We start from the raw sequence: 21,677 nt of genomic DNA on the forward strand, positions 1-21,677 counted from the left end.
TTTGCGTTAGGACTTTTCTTTTCCGAACAGCTTGCCTAGGGTCGTCGCCAGAACGAATACGTTCACAACTGGGAGTAACCATATGAAAAAGCTGCTTACTGCAACTGCAGCAACTGCATTGCTGGCCGGCGCAGCCATGGCCGAAGATGTCAAACTTGGGATTTTGATCGGCTTTACCGGCCCCATTGAATCGCTGGCCCCTGCCATGGGGTCGGGTGCTGAGCTGGCAATCGCCGAAGTCAACGAATCCGGCAAGTTCATGAACGGTGCCAGCGTGGCTGGTGTACGTGCCGATACCGGCTGTATCGACAATGGTCTGTCCACCTCGAACGGCGAGCGTATGATCGCTGACGGCGTTGCAGGCATCATCGGCGGCGACTGTTCGGGTGTTACCGGCGCGATTCTGCAAAACGTTGCCATTCCAAACGGCATGGTCATGATCTCGCCTTCGGCGACCTCGCCCGGCCTGTCGACCATGGAGGACAACGGCCTGTTCTTCCGCACCGCGCCATCGGATGCACGCGAAGGTCAGGTTATGGCTGATATCCTCAAGGATCGCGGCATCAACTCGATCGCGCTGACCTATACCAACAACGACTATGGCAAAGGTCTGGCCGATGCGATCCAGACGTCCTTCGAAGCGGTTGGCGGCGAAGTGACCATCGTTACGGCGCATGAAGACGGCAAGGCCGACTATTCGGCTGAAGTTGGCGCGCTGGCCTCGGCCGGTGGCGACATTCTGGTTGTCGCGGGTTATCTGGACCAGGGTGGTCTGGGCATCATCCAGTCGTCGCTGGACAGCGGTGCGTTTGACACCTTTGGTCTGCCCGGTGGCATGATTGGCGACTCGCTGCCCGCAAATGTCGGCCCCGACCTGAACGGCTCGTTCGGTCAGATCGCCGGGTCGGGTGGTGAAGGTGCAGAAAAGTACTTTGCACTGGCCGAAGCAGCCGGGTTTGACGGCTCGTCGCCCTATTCGCCCGAATCCTATGACGCGGCAGCGCTGTTCATGTTCGCCATGCAAGCCGCCGGTTCGACCAACCCGGCAGATTACGCGGGCAAAGTAATGGACGTCGCCAACGCACCGGGTGAAAAGATTTATCCGGGTGAACTGGCCAAAGGTCTGGAACTGCTGGCCGCCGGTCAGGACATCGATTATGTCGGCGCGTCCGGTGTCGAGTTGATCGGCCCCGGCGAAAGCGCAGGATCGTACCGCGAGATCGAAGTGACCAACGGCGAAAACAAGACCGTCAACTTCCGTTGATCCCGCATATCAAACCATAAAATCAAACAGCCCGGGCCTTGTGCCCGGGCTGTTTCAATGACAAAAGGCTGCACCTCGTTTCACGGGGACAAGGCAAGGGGATACCATGATCGTCGTCGAGGACGTGCATAAGCATTTCGGCGGATTTCACGCGGTGGATGGGGCGTCGCTGGAAATCCAAAAAGGGTCGATCACCGGCCTGATCGGGCCCAACGGGGCCGGAAAAACCACTCTGTTCAACGTGATCGCCGGTGTTTTGCCCCCGACCAGCGGCAAGGTGGTCATGGATGGTGAAGATATCACCGGCCTGCCCCCGCATGAGTTGTTTCACAAGGGGTTGCTGCGCACGTTCCAGATCGCGCATGAATTCTCGTCGATGACCTGCCGCGAAAACCTGATGATGGTGCCCGGTTCGCAGTCGGGTGAGGCGCTGTGGAATACCTGGTTCGGACGCAAGCGCATTGCTGATGAAGAACGCGCGCTGAAAGCCAAGGCAGACGAGGTACTGGAATTTCTGACCATCGAACATCTGGCCGATCACAAGGCCGGTCAGGTTTCGGGCGGTCAAAAGAAACTGCTGGAACTTGGACGTACCATGATGGTGGACGCCAAGATCGTATTTCTGGACGAGGTCGGAGCAGGCGTGAACCGCACCCTGCTGATGACCATCGCCGATACGATCCTGCGCCTGAACAAAGAGCGTGGTTATACGTTCGTCGTTATCGAACACGACATGGATTTCATCGGCAAGATCTGCGACCCGGTCATCTGCATGGCCGAGGGCAAGGTTTTGGCCGAGGGTACTCTGGATGAGATCAAGGCAAACGAGCACGTGATCGAAGCCTATCTTGGCACCGGCCTCAAAAACAAAGACAAGCTGGAGGCCCAGACATGACCGCTGGCATAAGCGACAACCCCTATCAGGACGACAAGGGCAACAAGGACGCATCGATTACCAACACGCAAGGTATCGGTACTATGACGCCTGCCCATCGGAAAAGCGGGACGACTCATCGCGTTGAAGGCGGCCCGTTTCTGATTGGCGACACCATGACCGGCGGTTATGGCAAAGGCCCGGACATCCTGCACGACTGCACCATTGCCGTGGACAAGGGTGAGATCGCAGTCATTGTCGGCCCCAATGGTGCGGGCAAGTCAACGGCGATGAAGGCCGTGTTTGGGATGCTGGATGTGCGCGCGGGCTCTGTACGTCTGGACGGCGAGGATATCACCAGCCTCACCCCGCAAGACCGCGTAATCCGCGGTATGGGCTTTGTTCCTCAGACATCGAACATTTTCACCTCGATGACTGTCGAGGAAAATCTGGAGATGGGTGCCTTTATCCGGCACGACGATTTCTCGGACACGATGGAGCAGGTCTATGACCTGTTCCCGATCCTGCGCGACAAACGCAACCAGCCCGCCGGAGAACTGTCTGGCGGTCAGCGCCAGCAGGTTGCCGTGGGTCGCGCGCTGATGACGCAACCCAAGGTCCTGATGCTGGACGAGCCGACCGCGGGTGTCTCACCCATCGTGATGGATGAGCTTTTTGACCGCATCATTGAGGTCGCACGCACCGGCCTGCCGATCCTGATGGTTGAACAAAACGCCCGCCAGGCGCTGGAGATTGCCGATAAGGGATATGTGCTGGTTCAGGGGCGAAACGCCTATTCTGGTACGGGCAAGGAATTGCTGGCCGATCCGGAAGTGCGGAAGAGTTTCTTGGGCGGTTGAAGATGAGACGGAGCGCAAACTCCCTTTTGGTGCGCACCGTCCTCCTCATTCTAGCAGTGGGTTCGCAGAAACACGTTGCTTCAAGGAAAACAGTGCAGAAAATCACTGCATAACTAAGTGCAACCGCCTTCCTAATTCTCACCCCGCCGGATTGCTACAATATCCGGAGTCATTCGCGGCATGTGGACCTTTGACCGACATGTCATAGTGCAGGTTATCGAAATCCACCACAAAGGTCACCACGTCCTGATCCATGATATGCAGGAAGGTGAGCGAGTTCAGACCGGGAATAATCTGCGCCTCGCCCTTGATGTTTTCGGCCACGATGAACCCCTTGTCCGTCTCACCCGACCGCGCCAGAGTCACCGATCCCCCGTTTTTGTCGGAGAGGCAATTGACGACAAAATCCGCGCCATTCAGCGGGTCGTCGATTGCAGCTTGTACGAATGTGGGCATCAACAGGCCAGCCGTGATCAGCGCGGTAAATCTCATGAGTTTCTTCCTTCGGTTACTTATGCCTGCCCTCGCGCGCTATTACGCTCGCGAGATCAGCCTTATATTTCGGTACTGGCTGCGCTCGACAATCACATCTTCCGCAGCTCAACGAAGTGAACTTAGGAAAAACCCTTTCGTATCATAGACCTGAACCAGCTATTTCACCGGAACTTGAGGCCAGGTGAGGTGGTGTGCGCTCAGCTTGAGACAAAAACAATCTGGGGCCCTAGATTGGCAGACAAAACGGCCCGGCGCGGGTCACTTTGAACCTGAATCGCTCAACCCATGTCTGATTGTGTTTTCAATATGTCAGGATAATGGTGCGTTAAATTTGAGGACGTTAAACATGACTATTATTTATTTGTTTTAATGGCTCTTTCACGAGACCAAATCGGTTATTTTCACGCGTGATTCAAAGGGCAAAAAACACGCTTAAGTTCAATTTGTGACATAATGGAGCTTTAGGCGGGCCATCCACGCCGGTCGGGCCATATTACTGAACCAATGGCTCGACAGTTCGAAGGCGAATGCAAAATCGAAGACAAGGACCCGCAGACTATGAAACTCTGGATCGCTTTGCCGCTTGCCCTATTTTCGGCCACTCAGGCAGTAGCCGAAGAACGCCACCTATTGTGCACCTCCGACCGCGACGGCAGCGAAATCCGCCTTAGCCGTGCCGCGGACGGTGACAAAGGTAGCATTGAAACCCCAATAGCCGCAGGCGATGCTGTGATCCTCAAAGGCGTGGGCAGCATGACGTTCATGTATATCGAAGGTCAGAACGTGATGACGCTGGTGGTTCAACTTGACGACATGTCCTATGATCTGTCTGTCAAAGGTCCCCATGCCGACGAGGATTTCGGCAAATGCCAAGACGTTCAGGCGTGACTTTGCATCCAAGCAATACTGCCGGGTGGCCACGCTGACCTCAAAAGTCGCGCGGCTTCACCTGCGGGTTTGGTTCTCGGAATCTCACAAGCCTTTCTGGTTCCGCGTTATCCAGGCAAAAAACGTTCGTCCAATTCGTTGAAAACCATAGCCGTGTGTTGAATTACCAATGGTACACATGCCATAAAGCCGCACCCGGACAGTGAGAAGAATTCATGGATTTACTGAACGCGTTGGTCACACTGGCCAACTTTGTCATCGTGCCTGCGATTGCCTATGGCAGCCAGCTGGCATTGGGAGCGCTAGGCGTGACCCTGATCTACGGCATCCTGCGGTTTTCGAACTTTGCCCATGGTGACACCATGGCCTTTGGGGCGATGATCGCTGTGCTTGTCACTTGGGGCTTACAGGCCGCTGGTGTCAGCTTTGGGCCGTTGCCGACTGCCCTGCTCGCCCTGCCCTTTGCCATCCTTGGCTGCATCCTGCTGGTGTTGGTCACGGACAGGCTGGTCTACCGCTTTTACCGCGAACAAAAGGCCAAGCCGGTTATCCTTGTGATCGTATCAATGGGTGTAATGTTCATCATGAACGGTTTGGTGCGCTTTATCATCGGGCCGGATGACCAAAAGTTTTCGGACGGTGCAAGATTCCTGATATCCGCGCGGGACTTCAAATCCATGACAGGCCTACAAGAGGGGCTGGCTATCAAGACCTCGCAAGGGATTACACTGATAGTGGCCGTTATTGCCGTGGCCTTGTTGTTCTGGTTCCTCAATAAAACACGAACCGGGAAATCGATGCGCGCCTATTCCGACAACGAGGATCTGGCGCTTTTGTCCGGCATCAACCCTGAACGTGTTGTGATGATCACCTGGATCATCGTGGCCGCCTTGGCGACCACAGCGGGTGTTCTTTACGGGTTGGACAAGAGCTTTAAACCCTTCGTCTATTTCCAGCTTCTGCTGCCGATATTCGCTTCGGCCATCGTGGGTGGCCTTGGTAACCCACTGGGCGCAATTGCCGGCGGGTTCATCATCGCGTTTTCCGAGGTGACGATCACCTATGCCTGGAAAAAAGTACTGACCTATGTGGCCCCCGAAAACTTGGAGCCGTCCGGATTGGTCCAGCTCCTGTCCACCGATTACAAATTCGCTGTCAGCTTTGTCATCCTGCTGATCGTGCTTCTGTTTAAGCCCACGGGCCTGTTCAAGGGAAAAGCAGTATGACCGAATCTGTCAAAAACACTCTGCTTTTCATAGCTGTTGGCAGTCTGATTCTGCTGACCGGTTTCACGCAAAGTTGGAACACTGCCGTTCTGATCCTGAACATGGGGCTGATCTCGGCCATCATGGCGATCGGTGTGAACCTGCAGTGGGGCTTTGCGGGCCTGTTTAACGTAGGGGTTATGGGCTTCGTCGCGCTGGGTGGTCTGGCCGTGGTTCTGGTTTCGACAGAGCCTACTCCGGGCGCCTGGGGCGCAGGCGGTTATGGTATCGTTCTGTCCTTGCTACTGGGGGCTGCCACCGTTGTTGCAGCCGTACTGGTGGCAACAAGAATACCCAAAGGCCGGGTGCAAACGCTCACAATAATCACTGTCCTTATCGTCGGCTTCTTCCTCTACCGGGCCGTGTTCGACCCCAATGTTGCCGCGGTCGAGGCCATTGACCCGGCGATTGCCGGTAACATCGGTGGACTGAACCTGCCCGTTCTGCTGGCCTGGCCTGCCGGAGGTCTGCTGGCTGCCGGGGCGGCGTGGCTGATTGGCAAAACCGCGCTAGGGCTGCGGTCAGATTATCTGGCAATTGCCACACTGGGTATCGCCGAGATTATCATCGCCGTCATGAAGAACGAGGACTGGTTGGCCCGCGGCGTGAAGAACGTCTATGGCATCCCGCGTCCCTCCCCGGTTGTCGGGTATGAAGTTGACTTGCAGCAAGATCCGGCTTTTCTTGCCCGCGCCGAATGGCTGGGGCTGGATCCGGTCACTGCATCCACCCTCTCGGTGAAACTTGGGTATTCGCTGCTGTTCATGCTGGTTCTTCTGGTGCTGCTCTGGATGGCGCAAATGGCGCTGAAAAGCCCGTGGGGCCGTATGATGCGCGCAATCCGCGACAATGAAATTGCAGCCGAAGCGATGGGCAAGGACGTCACCCGTCGCCACTTGCAGATTTTCGTATTAGGGTCGGCCATTTGCGGCATCGCAGGCGCGATGATGACCACTCTGGACGGACAGCTGACGCCGGGCACTTACAATCCGCTGCGCTTTACCTTCCTGGTTTGGGTCATGGTGATCGTTGGCGGTTCGGGCAACAACTTCGGGGCCGTTTTGGGTGCGTTCCTGATATGGTTCTTGTGGGTTCAGGTCGAACCGATTGGCTTGTGGTTGATGAGTGTTATCACTGCAGGCTTGCCGGATGGCAGCGCGCTGAAGGCACATCTTATTGATAGTGCCGCACATATGCGCCTGTTCACGATGGGCCTGATCCTGTTGATTGTTCTCAGATTCAGCCCAAGGGGTCTGATCCCCGAGAAATAGGTCCGCGCCACGTTCCAATGCGCAAAACCGCGCCACTTATCTGGCGCGGTTTCTTGATTCTTAAGGTTTTTCTGAATAAACGAACCCACCACAGTGTTTTCGATTTGCGGCAGGTTGCTGGCACTCACCCTCGCCTATGCCGTTTCAATCGATCAACAAGACGAGTAGACAAGAGTAGAAAATGAAAGCACCACATCTGAAATCACTCATTCTGTTTCCGGCTATTGCGGTTGCGGTATCCGCTTGTGTCCCCAGCCCCGAAGATCTTGAGACGACGCCCGTCAAGGTTCAGACACCTAAAGGTGTCGTGACCTGTCAGTTGTATCGTCAGGATCGCGTGACCTGGGACCGTGCAATCGACTTCCCAGCCACGAAGATGTCTGTTCCCGAGGCTGACGCCTATTGTCGCCAGGAAGGCCAACGCCGACTGAAGTAAACGCTGTAGCGCCCACCAAGGACGCTACGTTTTTACCTGTTGCGAAACAATCCGCCGAGGATACCGCGCACGATCCGGCGCCCGGTTGTGCCCTTAAGCTCTTTGATCACCGCTTCGGTCATTGCCGTGGCAAACGTGTCCTGCTTGCGCTCAACCCGGGAGGAGGACCGGCCGACCCGGCTGCCCGAATATCTGCGGGCCGAAGAATATTCGCGTTCGATCGGCGATTGCGCTTCAAGAACTTCGTCGGATTCGGCCAGTTCTGCGGCATTGGCCGCAGCTTGGGCCCGCGCCTGAAGAATCTCGAAGGCAGATTTTCGATCTACGCTCTTGTCGTATTTTCCTGCCATCGCCGAGGCGGCAAGGATATCCCGGCGTTCGGCATCTGAAATTGGCCCCAGCTGAGATCCCGGCGGACGAATAAGCGTACGCTCGACCACGCCCGGAACACCTTTCTTTTGCAGCATTGAGGTGACGGCCTCCCCCACACCGACTTCGCGAATTGCCGTTTCCGTGTTAAAAGTCGGGTTCTCGCGATAGGTTTCAGCGGCCAGCCGCAGGTTCTTTCGGTCCCGCGCCGTGAATGCCCTTAATGCGTGCTGTATACGGTTGCCCAGCTGTCCAAGAATATCTTCCGGGATATCGGCGGGGCTCTGAGTAATGAAGTATACACCCACACCCTTTGAACGGATCAGGCGGGCGACCTGTTCGACCTTGTCCACCAGAACCTTTGGCGCATCGTCGAACAACAGATGGGCTTCGTCAAAAAAGAACACCAGCTTTGGTTTTTCGGGGTCTCCGACCTCTGGCAGCTCTTCGAACAGTTCACTCAACAGCCACAACAGAAACGTTGCATATAGCCGTGGGGCTGCCATCAGCTGGTCTGATGCCAGAATGTTCACCATTCCGTGCCCGTTTTCGTCAGTTCGCATCAGATCGGCCAAATCCAGCGCCGGTTCGCCAAACAGTTTTGTTCCGCCCTGATTCTCGAGAACCAACAGACGTCGCTGGATCGCCCCAATCGAGGACGTGGATACATTGCCGTATCGCAATGACAGTTGCGCCCGATTCTCTCCGATCCAGACCAGCAGCGCCTGTAGATCCTTGAGGTCCAGCAACGGCATCCCTTCTTCGTCGGCCACGCGGAATGCGATATTCAGGATACCTTCCTGCGCCTCGCTCAACTCCAGTAACCGCGACAGCAACAGCGGACCCATTTCCGTCACCGTCGTGCGCACTGGATGGCCCTGTTCACCGAACAAATCCCAGAATGTCACCGGGCAGGCAGAATAGGCAAAATCCTCGAACCCGATCCGACTGGCCCGGTCCTGAAAGGCCTGATGCAGTTTGTGGGCCTCGCTTCCGGGAAGGGCCAGACCAGACAGATCCCCTTTCACATCCGAGAGGAATACCGGGACACCCGCCTGAGAAAAACCTTCTGCAAGAATCTGCAATGTCACGGTTTTGCCGGTACCGGTTGCCCCGGCAATCAACCCGTGGCGGTTGGCATATTTCAACGCCAGTTCCTGCGGCTGGCCATAGTTTTCACCGCCACCGCCCAAAAAGATATTCGTGCCCATTAACATTGCCTTATTGTTCACCGATCTGCCGCCAGCATACAAAGTTAACCTTTGACTGCGATAGTCTATTTGCCTTGCAGTGCGGGGCAGACTTCCTCCCTGTCGACTGGCCGTGCCTGCTGGCACGGCCTTTTTGGTTTGGCCATCGGATTATTATTCTGGCGCATAGATTAAAAAATGAGGATAGCTGTTGACCCGTGTGCGCCCCTTCCGTAGGGTTTGCGCATAAATAAGTCGGCCAGTCCGACGGGGAGAAACTTATGGGGAAGGGAGCTGGTCGAACAGCTCCCTTTTTCTAATCTCCGAAGGTGCGGTTCCAGGCCTCAGGCAAGAATCCGTTCACGTTCGCAAAGGCTGTTCTGTTAGTGCCTGACACTGGTTCAGAAGAGTGTTAAACGAAGCAAAAAGATCAATCATCAACCCGAGGCATTCATGTTCAAGAAAATCCTCTCGTTCAACACGGTCGCCGCTGTTCTGCTATCCGGCGCAGCGTATGCACAAGACACAACCACAACCGCGCCAGACGCCGGTCTGGACCTTGGTCAGGAAGGCCCCCGGGTCGGAGAACAGTTCGTAAAGGAAGAATTCGGCGATTGGGACGTATCCTGTATCAAGGCACCGGAAGGCGAGGATCCTTGCGCCATCGTTCAGGTTCTGGAGGGTAAAAATGGGGATCCGATCGCAGAAGTATCCATCGGGAAACTGCCGGAAGGTGGGGCAGCCGTTGCTTGGGCAAATGTGATCGTACCCCTCGAAACTCTGCTGCAAGCTCAGCTGGCCCTGTCAATCGATGGCGCGCCGCGTAAATTGTACAACTATCACCAATGCGTTCCCGTGGGCTGCATCGCGCAACTGGGTCTTAGCCAAGGGGATATCGATGCGATGAAAGCTGGAACCAAAGCGACGTTTTCACTGGTTCCCGCCCGTTTCCCGGATCAGGTTCTTGAAATGGACATGTCGCTCTCCGGCTTCACATCGGGCTTTGACGCTCTGAACGTCAACACAAACTAAGAAAAAACATCCGTGGAAGCCGCCGTATTATTAACGGCGGCTTTTTCACTAAACCCGCTTCAGGGCCAGTACGGCATTCAACCCACCAAAGGCGAATGCGTTGCTAAGCGCGACGTCGACCTTTGCTTCGCGTGCTTCGTTCGGTACCACGTCCAACGCGCATTCCGGGTCCGGTTCCTCATATCCAATCGTCGGTGCAATGACACCGTCCCGCAGTGCCATGATGCAGGCCAGCAATTCCACCGCGCCGGTCCCTCCAATCAAGTGGCCGTGCATGGATTTCGTGGACGAGATCATCAGATCGTCGGCGTGTGGGCCAAATACGTCGGCCACGGCTGCGCATTCGGTCTTGTCATTTGCAGCTGTTCCGGTGCCATGCGCGTTGATATAACCTACATCTTTTGCGTTCAGCTTCGCATCGGCCAAGGCACCGGCCATGGCACGCGCGGCCCCTTGTTTGCTGGGCATCACAATGTCAGAGGCATCCGATGACATGGCAAAGCCGACAACTTCGCACAGTATTTCGGCCCCTCGGGCGCGGGCGTGTTCGTATTCCTCAAAGACAAAGACGCCAGCCCCTTCACCCTGCACCATTCCGTTGCGGTTGGCACTGAACGGGCGGCACGCGTCTTTCGACATCACGCGCAGACCTTCCCAGGCTTTTACACCGCCGAAACACAACATCGATTCGGACCCGCCCGTAACCATGACCGGAGCCGCGCCACTACGCACCATCTGAAAGGCCTGAGCCATCGCATGGTTTGATGACGCACATGCCGTCGACACGGTGAAACTGGGGCCTTTTAGGTTATGTTCCATTGAAACATGACTGGCGGCGGCATTGTTCATGAGCTTTGGAACGACAAAGGGGTGTACCCTGTTCTTCCCGTCCTCATAAACGGAACGGTAATTGTCATCCCAGGTTGAAACACCACCGCCTGCGGTCCCCAGAACGACGCCTGATCTGGCCGCCAGTTCGCCGTGAAATTCGATACCCGACTGTTCAATCGCCTCTTTGGCTGCCGTCAGGGTGAATTGGGTGAAGCGGTCGTACAGCGACATCTGCTGTCGGTTGAACCGCCCTTCCGCCTCGAACCCCCGAACCTGTCCGCCGATCTTGATGGCCAACCGATCAACATCCCGGAATTCAAGTTCCGAAATACCACAACGACCTTCGCGCATTGCTTCCAGCGTGTCAGGGACCGAATGGCCCAGCGAGTTGATCGTACCTGCTCCGGTAATGACAACGCGTTTCATGAGCGTGTGTCAGACCTTTTCCGACACAAGCTTTTCGATCCCAGAGATGATCGCAGCCACATTGGAGATATCAAAATCGTTGGCCTCGGGCTCGTTGGCATTGAAAGGAATCGAAATGTCGAACTCTTCCTCGATGGCAAATATGCTTTCGACCAGCCCTAGGCTGTCGATACCCAGATCTTCCAGCGTGCTTTCGGGTGTTACATCCGATGGCTCCAGAACGGCCTGCTCTGCAATGATCGCGATGACGCGGTCGCTGATGCTCATGTCGATCCCCTGATTATCAGTTTGAGGTTGATTTAATCGCTCGGGGTCTGTTTGAAAACAGCCTTTTTCAATGCCTCGACGTCGCGTGCCATACGGGGCAAACGCCGTTGTGCCTTGTAGATGTCCGTATGCGTTTCCATTTTGACGCCGGGATACCCCATGATCACGCGACCAGCAGGCACGTTGGAAAGTATCTTGGTGCCGCCACCGGCAATAACCCCATCCCCGATGAATATGTTGTCGACAACGCCGGTCTGACCGCCCAGAACCACGTTGTTTCCGATCTCAACCGAACCCGACACACCAGTCTGACCGCACAACAGGCAGTCCTGACCGACTCGGGTGTTGTGCCCGACATGGACCAGGTTATCCAACTTGGAACCGTGGCCAATATACGTATTTCGGATCGTGCCATTGTCGATTGTGCAATTCGCGCCAATTTCGACATCGTCACCGATTTCCACAGCACCCAGCGAGTGAATGCGCAGCCAGCTCTGAGCTTTGGCCTCACCCTGATCGCCCATTGTCTTGCGTACATTTTCGACGCCCGAGACTTCGGGGGTAACAAAACTGAACCCGTCCCCTCCGATCCGGGCACCGGGTTGCGCAATAAAACGATCTCCGATCTGCGCCCGTGCGCCAATGCTGACCATTTCGCGCAACACTGCCTGGTCGCCCAATATGGCGTCCATTCCCACGGTGCAATGTGCCCCTATGACAGAGCCTGCGCCGATCCGGGCGCGCGCTCCTACAACAACCAACGGTCCAATCGCCACGTCAGAACTGATTTCAGCTGTTGGATCGATCACGGCCGAGGGGTGAATCCCCGGCTCAACTCCTTGCCCACGGTCCAGCATGGAAGTGATGCCAGCCATCGCCATACGGGGACGTTTTACAAAAATCGCCGCACGCAATCCCATCGCCTGCCAGTCGGCGCCCTCCCAAAGGACGGCCGCACGAGCGGCTCCGTTGGTAAGCGCCTCGGCGTACTTCGGAGACATAGCCATCGCCAGATCTGTCGGGCCTGCATCGCCCGGTTCGGCGGCGCGCACAATCGTCAGGCCGCCATCGCCCTGACATTCGGCACCCAGAGACTCGGCAATCTGTTGTACGGTAAACTGCATGGCGGGCTTCCTTTTGGCAGGATTTGCCCTGTGCTTACCCCTGAACGTCCGGCAGGGCCACCCCTGCCTTTTGTAGGGCATCCCAAATCTTGCCGTCCCGCCCATAGACATCGCGACGATACTGCACTTCGCCTTTGGGCCCGATATAGGCCGTGCGGTAAATCAGATGCACCGGAACTTTCTGTTCCAAATTGACTTTGGTCTCTTTTCCGGTGTTCAGAACGCGATGGAAGAATGCCTTTGGATCTTCCTCTTGTTTGGCCAGCAAGGCGTAAGCAAATTCAAATGGCTGGGCCAAGCGGATACACCCATGTGAAAAGGCCCGAACTTCGCGCGAGAACAGGTTTTTCTGTGGAGTATCATGCAGATAGATGTTGTGCTTATTGGGGAACATGAACTTCACCAGACCCAGCGCATTGCTTTGGCTGGGCGGTTGACGCATTGCGAAGGGAAAATTGCTGGTCGTAAACTGGGTAAAGTCCACCGCACCCCGATCGACCTGCCTGCCGCTTCTGTCAGTTATCAGAATATGTCCCACGGAATTCGGGTTTGATTGCAGTTTCGGAAGGTATTCCTTGGTCACGATCGAGCGGGGAACATGCCAGCTTGGGTTGATCACCATATGCTCCATCTCATCCGAAAATTCCGGACTTCTTCGATCATGCACATTTTTACCGATGACTGCGCGGGTTTCAAAAGTGACTTGCCCTTCGTCCACGATCTTGGCCGTGAAGTCGGCTTGGTTCACAAGGATATGACGCGTGCCGCGTTCCCGAGGCAGCCAGCGTTCGCGTTCCAACGCAACGTAAACGGCTTTCAACCGGTCTGTGGCTGGACGGTTAATTTCGGCAATCGTCCCCTTGCCCGCCACACCATCGGTTTCAAGCCCATGCGCGGATTGAAAGGCACGAACGCCTTCAAGCAACGCGCTGTCGAAAGACGGGCTGGCGGACGGTTTCATGTAACCCATCACCACCAGACGGTCGCGCAGCTTGACAACATTCGGTCCCGTGTCGCCGTATTCCAGTTTGCTTTCGGGAACTGTTGGCCCCCATCCCCCTTGAAATACCAGCTTTTCCAAGGACAGCTTCTGCTTCATCAATGCGCGGTATTGATGTGATTGCGGCGCCAAGACTGTAAAGTAGGCCGCGCCCAGAGTGCTTATTCCCAGCAAATGCTCAACAGTGCTGCGTCGTTCTACGGACCGAACCAGCCCATCATCCACACTGCCGGGCCGGATTGCGCCCGCATAAAGCGCGTCGGCATATTCGACAAAGATACGGCTAAGTTCTGCTTCAACCGCACCGAGATCGCGCACCGAACGGGCCTTTTCCATCTTCTCCATCACGGCGGCAACAGTCGGCTCGGCCTGTGGAAGGCCGTGCAGATGCGCATTCGTAAGCGCATTGATCAGCGCCGCCCGGCGTTGAGTGTGTTCAGGCGTATCGCCGACCCAAAGCGGCAAAAACCCGTTTGCCCGGTAGAACTCAACCAGTTGCGGCGCCTGCTGAGTATGTTCAGCCATCGCCATCTGAAACGCAGTTCCTGGCGTAGCTTCAGACGACACATTGGCGACGGATGCGGTAGCCACGAAACACGCGGCAAACAGGATGCTGGTACTGGTGCGGAGAACAGAAAACATAGGATGGCCTTGGAATTCAATAGTTTGAACTGGTGATTTATACGTCGATCAACTATGCAGTCGTGCCAGAACGCTTGTCCACTCACGATATCCTTACCAAATCGCTTCTTCGTGGGCCTGATGCGCGTTTGCATCGGCTGCGCGGCCCAAAGCCCACAACTGCGAAATATTTGTGATGCTCTGTGGCAAATGCGCAAAAAACTGCCGAAAATTCCCCCTTGAAAAGGTGAAAATGAAACACTTCTTGGCCGTCGATTCCGATTGTGCCATAAATCCCGCATCTGGGATGGGAATAATTAAGACAGTGCACGTAACATCGTGTGCAGGCAGGAACAGTACGGGACGAAACCAAAATGACAGAGAGCAGTTCCTCGGGCTTGACCCGGCGTGCCCTATTGGGAGCGTTTGCAGCAACGGCAGTCGTAGCAGCACCCACCTACTCCAACGCAGCAGGCTTTTTACGCGGTGGCGGCGATATTCGTCGCATTCGTATGTATTCCGGTCGCACTGGCGAACGGTTGGATATGATCTATTGGGTCGATGGTAAGTATATCAAGGACGCTGTCAAAGAAGTGAACAACTTCATGCGTGATTGGCGCACAGATCAGGTAAAATCCATCGATTTACGCACGATTGATATCATGGCGGCATCACACAGCCTGCTGGATGTCAACGAACCCTATATGCTGTTGTCCGGCTACCGCTCTCCTCAGACCAACGCAATGCTGCGTTCCCGGTCCCGCCGTGTGGCGCGCAACTCGCTTCACATGGAAGGGCAAGCAGCTGATTTGCGCCTTGCCTCCCGCTCGGTATCGCAGATGGCCAAGGCGGCGATGTCGTGCCGCGCAGGCGGTGTTGGTCAGTATTATGGATCGAACTTCGTACACATGGATTGCGGCGTAGTTCGCACCTGGCGCGGGTAACACCTTGACGCTCCTCCCGGTTTGTTCAGAACTTTAGCTGACTGTTTATTCCGGTCGGTTTTATAGTTTTCGTGGCGATTGGCGGCAGAGCCGCCAAGTCTGCTAATTTGAATTTCTCGGTACCTGGCAGGGTATCCCTCTCTCAAGCACTACAACTCGGCTATGGTTATTAGCTTGCGGGCCGTTGTGATGACTGCACGATCAACGCGCAAAGCGAGCTAATTCACAAGCCTACAGTTCTGGGCTCCCGACTTCGATCCAATTTTGAATATTGGGTGGCGCACCTGAGAGGATTCGAACCTCTGGCCTCTGCCTTCGGAGGGCAGCGCTCTATCCAGCTGAGCTACAGGTGCCTTGGCCGTTAGCTAACCTTGTTCCAATCCGGGTGCAACTGCAAATCGCGATTGCCGCACCCCAATCAAGACCAAAATCAGGCAAACAGATCATGCGCCAATTCAAGCGCTTCGATCAGCGTGTCAACTTCATCGGTAGTGTTATAGAGACCAAAGCTGGCGCGGCACGTTGCCGTCACCCCCAGGTGGTCCATCAGTGGCCCGGCACAGTGGTGACCGGCACGAACCGCAACACCCTTCTTGTCGAGAATGGTTGAGACGTCGTGTGCATGGCCAGCACCGTCCAGCGTAAAGCTGAAAATCGCGGCCTTGTCCGGGCGAGTGCCCTGAACCTGCAACCAGTTCAGCCCTGTCAGACGTTGCATCGCGTAATCGCGCAAGCTGGATTCATGGGCAGCGATGTTTTCCATCCCCAAGTCCATCATATACTCCAGCGCTACGCCAAGACCGATGGTCTGAACGATCCCCGGCGTGCCGGCCTCGAACTTCATAGGCGGGTCATTATAGATGACTTGATCCTTACTGACCTCTTTGATCATGTCGCCGCCACCGATAAAGGGGCGCATTTCGGCCATGCGGTCGGATTTGATGAAAATCGCACCCGACCCTGACGGACCATAAAGCTTGTGGCCAGTGATCGCGTAGAAATCGCACCCGATCTCTTCGACATTTACCGGCATGTGAACGGCACCCTGACTGCCATCAACCAGAACCGGGACGCCCTTGGCGTGGGCACCGTCAGTTATGGCTTTCACATCCACGACCGTACCCAGCACGTTCGAGCAGTGTGTCACAGCAACCAGCTTGGTTTTCGGCCCGATTGCATCGATTACCGCCTGAGGGTCAAGCCCGCCCTCTGCGTCGACATCGACCCATTTCAGCACGATGCCCTGTCGTTCGCGTAGGAAATGCCAGGGTACGATGTTTGCATGATGCTCCATCACACTCAGAACGATCTCATCCCCCGCTTTAAGTCGCGGCATAGCCCAGCCATAGGCGATCAGGTTGATCCCTTCGGTGGTACCAGAGTTCAGGACGATCTCATTCTCGTTCGATGCCCCCAGAAACCGCGCGGTCGTGCCACGAACGGCCTCGTATTTCTCTGTCGCAAGATTGGACAGAAAATGCAGGCCACGATGGACGTTCGAATACTCCTCGGCATAGGCCCGCGTCACCGCGTCAATGACCACCTGAGGTTTCTGAGCCGAAGCACCATTGTCGAGATACGTCAAAGGCTTGCCATTCACCTGACGCGACAGGATCGGAAAGTCAGAGCGGATTTTCTGCACATCATACATAAGAGTGGTATTCCTAGACGGGCCCGGTTGGGCTTAGAAACAGAACAAAAGGGATGGCGACAAGGGCTGACAACACAATTACCGCAAAGGATTTCCAGAGCGACCCGAGCTGATGCGCTTCGTTCAGAAAATGAAGCGTGACGTAAAGGCTCAGGATTGCTGTCGCCAACAAGGTCATCATCATCAGGAACGGTAGGGTCAGGCTCAAGATCAGCGTCACGACCAAGGCGGCTATTTGCAGGAATTGCAGCCAGATCGTCAGAACCATCAGATCATCGAACCTCGCCAGACCTCCAAGCATTCGCCCGACCAGCAGGAACGCGACAATGCTCAGCATCATGGCCCCGGCCGAGCGCACCAAAACCATGGGAATGCTTTCGAGCGCAGGAGAGGGTTGACCCGCCGCCATTGTTATCGACAGATCAATTCCCAATTGGACAACGCAGTTCAAAACGACCGCCAGCGCAAATGCCAACCAAAGCACTTCTCGTCCCAGCTTGAGCGCCATCAGCCGTCGCGCCGCTTCGGCCGGGTTCTTGATCGTCAAGACCGCCAGATTTCCCAGAAAACTCGAATTCATGCGACGGACCTTTGCACTTGTCTGAGACCGGATACCCAGAACCAGACAAAAACAGCAACCCAGGCGAGACCTACAAACGTCAAGGTAGGCCCTGGCCCGATGAATCCGGCGACAAGGCCGTTCAGCAGAACCAGCGGCGCAGAGGACAACAGCGCCCAAAACAGTGCCAGGCGCGCACCATAAGCGCTTCCCTGCCCGCCAAACAGGCGTGCCGCCCAATGAGATACCAGTGCCAGCGTGTAAAAAACCAAGGGCAGAATGAACACTGATCCAAGCAGAGCGCCACCCAATAGCATGTTCAGTTCAACGCCTTCCAGATGCGCTTTGCGCGCAAGGCCAGGCATCTGGGCGATGAATGCCACCACGCAAAACGCCATGACAAAGATCAGCGCCCGGTCTTCTCGTTGGCCCATATCCAAAAGCCTGCGCACCACGCGCCCCGGCCCCCGGTATGTTGCCAGGATATCCGACGAAAGGGCCATCAGCTTCGGCGCGCCAGCCACCCTTCCAGACGGCTTACGATTTCATCTGCCAAAGCGCTGTCTTCGATCTCGTCCACTGCTTCTGCCAGGAATGCCAGCGTCAACATGTTGGTCGCGTCCTTGACCGGAACACCCCGTGACCGAAGATAGAACAGCGCTGTTTCGTCAATCGCCCCCGAGGTTGAGCCGTGGGAACACGCCACGTCATCGGCGTAGATCTCAAGTTCGGGTTTGGCGAGGAACTGGCTGTCATCATCCAAAAGCAGCGATTGGCTGATCTGGTACCCATCGGTTTTCTGGGCCCCTTCCTTTACAAGGATCTTGCCCTGAAACACTCCGGTCGCACCGTTGCGCAGCACTTTCTTAAAGACCTGACGGCTTTCGCAATTCACCGCGTCATGGGTGATGAACACCGTGTCATCATGGTGGAAATCACCATCCCCGACACAGGCCCCGGCCACATGCGCCACAGCATTGTCGCCGGTCAGTTCAACGACCTGTTCGTTACGGGTCAGCACCCCATTCGCTGTCAAGGTGAAGGACTTGTAGACCGACTCTGCCCCCAAACGCGTGAACATATGGGTCGCGGCGCGACGTTCATGGTCCCTGCCTTGTGCCCGCACATGATGCAGCGTCCCCTTGTCGGCGATTTCAATCTCCATGCATTTGTTGAAACGCGACGCCGCCGGACCGGATTCAAGAATTGTCACCTCGGCCCCGCTTTCCACACGAATAACGTGATGCAGGATCGCGTCGGATGTCGGTGAGGCATGACGATAGATCAGGTTGATCGGTTTAGAGGGTTTGCCCGTAACGTGAATGGCGACACCGTCCGACGCAAAGGCCGTGTTCAATGCAGCCAACGGACGTTGAACCGGGGACTGGCCACGCGCTTCCAGAACGCCATACAGGTCTTTTGCCCAATGAATGTCTTTGCAGCAGATGTCTTCAATCCGGTCGATCTTGACACCGTCCAGCGACAGCTCATCGGATTCCTCGGCGCTGAACACCCCGTCGACAAAGACTATTTTCAAACGGTCGAGGTCGTTGAAAAGTACCGGTTCATCATTGATAAACACCGCCGCAGGCAAAGCCTCGGCAGAAATCAGACTGTCGGGCTGAGTGTATTTCCAATACTCATCCCGGCGCCCCGGCAGCCCGGATTCCAGAACACGCGCCAAAGCGTCTTCGCGTGCACCACGGGTGCAGCCCGCGTCGGGCATGGTCAGCGCAGCCAGACGCGCCTCGGTTGCGGATTGTTTCGCTTGCGGCAAAGCCATCAGTTCACCTCGGCCAGAATGTCAGCATAACCGTTGTTTTCAACTTCAAGCGCCAGTTCAGGTCCGCCCGTCTTAACGATGCGACCATTGGCCATAATATGCACAACATCCGGTTTAATATGATCCAGCAGGCGCTGATAATGCGTGATCACCAGAAACCCACGGCCTTCGTCCCGCAGGGCATTCACGCCTTCGGCCACCAGCTTCATCGCGTCCACATCAAGGCCCGAGTCGGTTTCGTCCATGATGCACATCTTGGGTTCAAGCATGGCCATCTGCAGGATTTCGTTACGCTTTTTCTCACCACCCGAAAAACCAACATTGACCGGACGCTTGAGCATTTCTGCGTCGATCTTCAGCGTCTTGGCCTTGGCACGCACCTCTTTCAAGAAGTCTGCGGCAGACAGTTCCTCTTCTCCACGGGCCTTGCGCTGCGCGTTTACTGCGGTGCGCAGGAACGTCATGTTGCCAACGCCGGGGATTTCAACCGGGTATTGGAAAGCAAGGAAAACACCCGCTGCCGCGCGTTCCTCCGGTTCCATCTCCAGCAGGTCCTGACCGTCCAGAGTGGCCGAACCTTCGGTCACTTCGTACCCGTCGCGCCCCGACAAAACATAGCTGAGGGTCGATTTGCCCGACCCGTTCGGCCCCATGATCGCGTGTACCTTGCCAGCCTCGACCGTCAGGTCCACACCTTTGAGAATCTGTTTGTCTTCTTCTTCAAGCTGTACGTGCAGGTTTTTGATTTCCAGCATTTTTTGTCCTTTTGCGTATCGCAAGGGGCGCCGTGGCCCCGCATTGTTCTAGCCCAGTAATCTGCGGATCAGTCTGGCGAGGATCCAACCCAGGATTGCCCCGCCACCTACTGCCCAAACCGGGTTGATGAATTCCATGTAATGGGTGTTGACGTAGGCCACGCCAAGCAGACCGCCCAGAACCGGCAATGCGTACCCAAGCCAGGTCAGCACATCATCCTTACGGATGCGGGTTCCGGGTGACCGCGTCATTACCCAACCGAACCTTCAAGTGAGATGGCCACCAACTGCTGTGCTTCCATCGCAAACTCCATTGGAAGCGCCTGAAGCACATCTTTGCAGAACCCGTTGACCACCAGCGCTACGGCTTCTTCTTCGTCCATGCCGCGCTGACGGCAGTAGAACAGCTGATCGTCATCCACTTTTGACGTCGTCGCCTCGTGCTCAACGCGGCTCGAGTTGTTCTTGACCTCGATATAGGGAACCGTATGTGCACCGCATTTGTCGCCGATCAGCAGACTGTCACACTGCGTGTAGTTCCGGCTGTCCTTGGCTTTCGGGTGCATCGACACAAGTCCACGATAGGTGTTCTGGGCCTTGCCCGCGCTGATGCCCTTGGACACGATGCGCGACTTGGTATTCCTGCCCAGATGAATCATCTTGGTGCCGGTGTCGGCCTGCTGATAATTGTTGGCTATCGCGATCGAATAGAACTCACCCTGGCTTTCATTGCCGCGCAGGATGCAGGACGGGTATTTCCATGTCACGGCCGATCCGGTTTCCACCTGTGTCCACATCACCTTGGACCGGTCACCCCGGCAGTCGGCGCGTTTGGTCACGAAGTTATAGATACCACCCTTGCCGTTTTCATCCCCCGGAAACCAGTTCTGAACGGTCGAGTATTTCACCTCAGCATCTTCTTCGACGATGATCTCGACCACAGCGGCATGCAGTTGCGCCGTGTCGCGCTGGGGTGCGGTACAGCCTTCCAGATATGAGACGTACGAGCCCTTATCAGCAATGATCAGGGTGCGTTCGAACTGGCCCGTGTTCTCGGCGTTGATCCGGAAATAGGTGCTTAGTTCCATCGGGCAGCGAACCCCCGGCGGGATGTAGACGAATGAGCCATCCGAGAATACAGCTGAATTCAATGTTGCATAGAAATTGTCCGATACGGGAACCACGGTTCCCAAGTACTTCTTGACCAGCTCAGGATGCTCTTTGATCGCCTCAGAGATCGAGCAGAAGATCACGCCTGCCTTTTTCAGTTCGGCCTGAAAAGTCGTGCCCACGGAAACCGAGTCAAACACTGCATCGACTGCCACCTTGCGGCCTTCGGCAGGTGCATCCTCAGCCCCTTCAACACCAGCCAGAATCATCTGTTCTTTCAGAGGGATACCAAGCTTCTCGTAAGTGGCGAGCAGCTTTGGATCAACCTCATCCAAAGATTTGGGTTTCTCTTCCATCGATTTGGGGCGGGCATAGTAATACTGGTTTTGAAAATCGATTGGCGGATAGTGAACCATCGCCCATTTGGGTTCTTCCATTTTGGTCCAACGCTCGAACGCGGCCAGACGCCATTCGGTCATCCACTCGGGCTCATCGTTTTTCCCCGAGATCAGACGGACGATATCCGGGTTCACGCCTTTGGGCGCGTATTCCATCTCGATATCGGTATCCCAGCCATATTTGTATGTGCCGACCTCGCGAACCGCGTCCACGGTTTCCTGATCGACACCTTCTTTTACCTGGGTCTGGTCCAAAGCGGCCAT

The 21,677-nt window shown here is 55.8% G+C and carries 22 protein-coding genes and 1 tRNA gene; 9 read left to right on the forward strand and 14 right to left on the reverse strand.

The features are described from left to right. Positions 1-82 precede the first annotated feature (82 nt). The 3 genes from ACR0ES_RS01700 to ACR0ES_RS01710 all read left to right on the forward strand — a co-directional run bounded on the left by ACR0ES_RS01700 (position 83) and on the right by ACR0ES_RS01710 (position 2,998). Entirely contained in the window at positions 83-1,264 is a 1,182-nt protein-coding gene (locus tag ACR0ES_RS01700) for an ABC transporter substrate-binding protein (protein ID WP_480869298.1), read from the forward strand. A gap of 106 nt (positions 1,265-1,370) precedes the next feature. After that, on the forward strand, positions 1,371-2,159 hold the full coding sequence (locus ACR0ES_RS01705; protein WP_480553517.1) for an ABC transporter ATP-binding protein: 789 nt from the start codon (positions 1,371-1,373) through the stop codon (positions 2,157-2,159). Positions 2,160-2,167: 8 nt separating this feature from the next. Next, positions 2,168-2,998, forward strand: coding sequence for an ABC transporter ATP-binding protein (locus tag ACR0ES_RS01710; RefSeq protein WP_480869658.1), 831 nt, complete (start codon positions 2,168-2,170; stop codon positions 2,996-2,998). A 138-nt stretch (positions 2,999-3,136) separates the two neighbouring features. Here the strand turns inward: ACR0ES_RS01710 and ACR0ES_RS01715 are convergent, their stop codons facing one another. After that, positions 3,137-3,490, reverse strand: coding sequence for a hypothetical protein (locus ACR0ES_RS01715; RefSeq protein ID WP_480480909.1), 354 nt, complete (start codon positions 3,488-3,490; stop codon positions 3,137-3,139). A gap of 561 nt (positions 3,491-4,051) precedes the next feature. Here ACR0ES_RS01715 and ACR0ES_RS01720 point away from each other — a divergent pair. From ACR0ES_RS01720 to ACR0ES_RS01735, 4 genes are all read left to right on the forward strand, one after another. After that, positions 4,052-4,381: a hypothetical protein gene (locus tag ACR0ES_RS01720; protein ID WP_480564750.1), complete on the forward strand. Its 330-nt coding sequence runs from the start codon at positions 4,052-4,054 to the stop codon at positions 4,379-4,381. 215 nt (positions 4,382-4,596) lie between these two features. Continuing rightward, a complete protein-coding gene (locus ACR0ES_RS01725) occupies positions 4,597-5,607 on the forward strand; it encodes a branched-chain amino acid ABC transporter permease (RefSeq protein WP_267366195.1) in 1,011 nt (336 codons plus the stop codon). Then, positions 5,604-6,917 carry a branched-chain amino acid ABC transporter permease gene (locus tag ACR0ES_RS01730; RefSeq protein WP_480480904.1) on the forward strand — a complete coding sequence of 438 codons (1,314 nt, stop codon included), beginning with the start codon at positions 5,604-5,606 and terminating at the stop codon, positions 6,915-6,917. The genes ACR0ES_RS01725 and ACR0ES_RS01730 overlap by 4 nt, the downstream gene beginning before the upstream one ends. Before the next feature lie 181 nt (positions 6,918-7,098). Continuing rightward, positions 7,099-7,353 (forward strand): hypothetical protein, encoded by a 255-nt coding sequence (locus ACR0ES_RS01735; protein WP_209503910.1) that lies wholly within the window; start codon positions 7,099-7,101, stop codon positions 7,351-7,353. 32 nt (positions 7,354-7,385) lie between these two features. Here the strand turns inward: ACR0ES_RS01735 and ACR0ES_RS01740 are convergent, their stop codons facing one another. Further along, positions 7,386-8,933 carry a helicase HerA-like domain-containing protein gene (locus tag ACR0ES_RS01740; RefSeq protein ID WP_480537880.1) on the reverse strand — a complete coding sequence of 516 codons (1,548 nt, stop codon included), beginning with the start codon at positions 8,931-8,933 and terminating at the stop codon, positions 7,386-7,388. A 432-nt stretch (positions 8,934-9,365) separates the two neighbouring features. Here ACR0ES_RS01740 and ACR0ES_RS01745 point away from each other — a divergent pair, with 432 nt between their 5' ends. Beyond that, the gene (locus ACR0ES_RS01745) at positions 9,366-9,944 is read left to right on the forward strand and encodes an invasion associated locus B family protein (protein WP_480869300.1); all 579 of its coding nucleotides are present in this window, start codon (positions 9,366-9,368) and stop codon (positions 9,942-9,944) included. Between the two features lie 48 nt (positions 9,945-9,992). Here the strand turns inward: ACR0ES_RS01745 and ACR0ES_RS01750 are convergent, their stop codons facing one another. The 4 genes from ACR0ES_RS01750 to ACR0ES_RS01765 are packed head-to-tail and all read right to left on the reverse strand — an operon-like array spanning position 9,993 to position 14,234. Beyond that, positions 9,993-11,201, reverse strand: coding sequence for a beta-ketoacyl-[acyl-carrier-protein] synthase family protein (locus ACR0ES_RS01750; RefSeq protein WP_267366704.1), 1,209 nt, complete (start codon positions 11,199-11,201; stop codon positions 9,993-9,995). Positions 11,202-11,210: 9 nt separating this feature from the next. Further along, complete coding sequence (locus ACR0ES_RS01755) at positions 11,211-11,468, reverse strand: acyl carrier protein (protein WP_171723262.1); 258 nt, start codon at positions 11,466-11,468, stop codon at positions 11,211-11,213. A gap of 32 nt (positions 11,469-11,500) precedes the next feature. Continuing rightward, positions 11,501-12,592, reverse strand: a complete 1,092-nt coding sequence (locus ACR0ES_RS01760) for a UDP-3-O-(3-hydroxymyristoyl)glucosamine N-acyltransferase (RefSeq protein ID WP_480485621.1) — start codon at positions 12,590-12,592, stop codon at positions 11,501-11,503. 34 nt (positions 12,593-12,626) lie between these two features. Further along, positions 12,627-14,234 carry a L,D-transpeptidase family protein gene (locus ACR0ES_RS01765; RefSeq protein ID WP_480480895.1) on the reverse strand — a complete coding sequence of 536 codons (1,608 nt, stop codon included), beginning with the start codon at positions 14,232-14,234 and terminating at the stop codon, positions 12,627-12,629. A 353-nt stretch (positions 14,235-14,587) separates the two neighbouring features. On the opposite strand from ACR0ES_RS01765, the gene mepK reads away from it, so the two are divergent. Then, complete coding sequence (gene mepK / locus ACR0ES_RS01770; protein ID WP_480480893.1) at positions 14,588-15,157, forward strand: peptidoglycan L,D-endopeptidase MepK; 570 nt, start codon at positions 14,588-14,590, stop codon at positions 15,155-15,157. Positions 15,158-15,433: 276 nt separating this feature from the next. Here the strand turns inward: mepK and ACR0ES_RS01775 are convergent. From ACR0ES_RS01775 to sufB, 8 genes are all read right to left on the reverse strand, one after another. Beyond that, a tRNA-Arg gene (locus tag ACR0ES_RS01775) sits at positions 15,434-15,510 on the reverse strand. A 77-nt stretch (positions 15,511-15,587) separates the two neighbouring features. Then, complete coding sequence (locus ACR0ES_RS01780) at positions 15,588-16,808, reverse strand: cysteine desulfurase (RefSeq protein ID WP_480564735.1); 1,221 nt, start codon at positions 16,806-16,808, stop codon at positions 15,588-15,590. A gap of 13 nt (positions 16,809-16,821) precedes the next feature. After that, on the reverse strand, positions 16,822-17,388 hold the full coding sequence (locus tag ACR0ES_RS01785; protein WP_480480889.1) for a YIP1 family protein: 567 nt from the start codon (positions 17,386-17,388) through the stop codon (positions 16,822-16,824). Continuing rightward, positions 17,385-17,870 (reverse strand): YIP1 family protein, encoded by a 486-nt coding sequence (locus ACR0ES_RS01790; protein WP_267365776.1) that lies wholly within the window; start codon positions 17,868-17,870, stop codon positions 17,385-17,387. The genes ACR0ES_RS01785 and ACR0ES_RS01790 overlap by 4 nt, the downstream gene beginning before the upstream one ends. Beyond that, positions 17,870-19,150 (reverse strand): Fe-S cluster assembly protein SufD, encoded by a 1,281-nt coding sequence (gene sufD, locus ACR0ES_RS01795; RefSeq protein ID WP_480869302.1) that lies wholly within the window; start codon positions 19,148-19,150, stop codon positions 17,870-17,872. Before sufD ends, ACR0ES_RS01790 begins: the two co-directional genes overlap by 1 nt. Beyond that, a complete protein-coding gene (gene sufC / locus ACR0ES_RS01800) occupies positions 19,150-19,905 on the reverse strand; it encodes a Fe-S cluster assembly ATPase SufC (RefSeq protein ID WP_267365769.1) in 756 nt (251 codons plus the stop codon). The genes sufD and sufC overlap by 1 nt, the downstream gene beginning before the upstream one ends. 48 nt (positions 19,906-19,953) lie before the next feature. Then, entirely contained in the window at positions 19,954-20,157 is a 204-nt protein-coding gene (locus ACR0ES_RS01805; protein WP_267365771.1) for a hypothetical protein, read from the reverse strand. Then, positions 20,157-21,677 carry a Fe-S cluster assembly protein SufB gene (gene sufB, locus ACR0ES_RS01810; protein WP_267365773.1) on the reverse strand — a complete coding sequence of 507 codons (1,521 nt, stop codon included), beginning with the start codon at positions 21,675-21,677 and terminating at the stop codon, positions 20,157-20,159. Before sufB ends, ACR0ES_RS01805 begins: the two co-directional genes overlap by 1 nt.

It is taken from the genome of Ruegeria sp. N7 (genome assembly GCF_056531345.1).

Excerpts from the sequence above, each read along its gene's own strand:
- ACR0ES_RS01700 (WP_480869298.1), top strand. The coding sequence starts at position 83 with ATGAAAAAGCTGCTTACTGCAACTGCAGCAACTGCATTGCTGGCCGGC.
- ACR0ES_RS01705 (WP_480553517.1), top strand. The coding sequence starts at position 1,371 with ATGATCGTCGTCGAGGACGTGCATAAGCATTTCGGCGGATTTCACGCG.
- ACR0ES_RS01715 (WP_480480909.1), bottom strand. The coding sequence starts at position 3,490 with ATGAGATTTACCGCGCTGATCACGGCTGGCCTGTTGATGCCCACATTC.
- ACR0ES_RS01720 (WP_480564750.1), top strand. The coding sequence starts at position 4,052 with ATGAAACTCTGGATCGCTTTGCCGCTTGCCCTATTTTCGGCCACTCAG.
- ACR0ES_RS01725 (WP_267366195.1), top strand. The coding sequence starts at position 4,597 with ATGGATTTACTGAACGCGTTGGTCACACTGGCCAACTTTGTCATCGTG.
- ACR0ES_RS01730 (WP_480480904.1), top strand. The coding sequence starts at position 5,604 with ATGACCGAATCTGTCAAAAACACTCTGCTTTTCATAGCTGTTGGCAGT.
- ACR0ES_RS01735 (WP_209503910.1), top strand. The coding sequence starts at position 7,099 with ATGAAAGCACCACATCTGAAATCACTCATTCTGTTTCCGGCTATTGCG.
- ACR0ES_RS01740 (WP_480537880.1), bottom strand. The coding sequence starts at position 8,933 with ATGGGCACGAATATCTTTTTGGGCGGTGGCGGTGAAAACTATGGCCAG.
- ACR0ES_RS01745 (WP_480869300.1), top strand. The coding sequence starts at position 9,366 with ATGTTCAAGAAAATCCTCTCGTTCAACACGGTCGCCGCTGTTCTGCTA.
- ACR0ES_RS01750 (WP_267366704.1), bottom strand. The coding sequence starts at position 11,201 with ATGAAACGCGTTGTCATTACCGGAGCAGGTACGATCAACTCGCTGGGC.
- ACR0ES_RS01755 (WP_171723262.1), bottom strand. The coding sequence starts at position 11,468 with ATGAGCATCAGCGACCGCGTCATCGCGATCATTGCAGAGCAGGCCGTT.
- ACR0ES_RS01760 (WP_480485621.1), bottom strand. The coding sequence starts at position 12,592 with ATGCAGTTTACCGTACAACAGATTGCCGAGTCTCTGGGTGCCGAATGT.
- ACR0ES_RS01765 (WP_480480895.1), bottom strand. The coding sequence starts at position 14,234 with ATGTTTTCTGTTCTCCGCACCAGTACCAGCATCCTGTTTGCCGCGTGT.
- mepK (WP_480480893.1), top strand. The coding sequence starts at position 14,588 with ATGACAGAGAGCAGTTCCTCGGGCTTGACCCGGCGTGCCCTATTGGGA.
- ACR0ES_RS01780 (WP_480564735.1), bottom strand. The coding sequence starts at position 16,808 with ATGTATGATGTGCAGAAAATCCGCTCTGACTTTCCGATCCTGTCGCGT.
- ACR0ES_RS01785 (WP_480480889.1), bottom strand. The coding sequence starts at position 17,388 with ATGAATTCGAGTTTTCTGGGAAATCTGGCGGTCTTGACGATCAAGAAC.
- ACR0ES_RS01790 (WP_267365776.1), bottom strand. The coding sequence starts at position 17,870 with ATGGCCCTTTCGTCGGATATCCTGGCAACATACCGGGGGCCGGGGCGC.
- sufD (WP_480869302.1), bottom strand. The coding sequence starts at position 19,150 with ATGGCTTTGCCGCAAGCGAAACAATCCGCAACCGAGGCGCGTCTGGCT.
- sufC (WP_267365769.1), bottom strand. The coding sequence starts at position 19,905 with ATGCTGGAAATCAAAAACCTGCACGTACAGCTTGAAGAAGAAGACAAA.
- ACR0ES_RS01805 (WP_267365771.1), bottom strand. The coding sequence starts at position 20,157 with ATGACGCGGTCACCCGGAACCCGCATCCGTAAGGATGATGTGCTGACC.
- sufB (WP_267365773.1), bottom strand. The coding sequence starts at position 21,677 with ATGGCCGCTTTGGACCAGACCCAGGTAAAAGAAGGTGTCGATCAGGAA.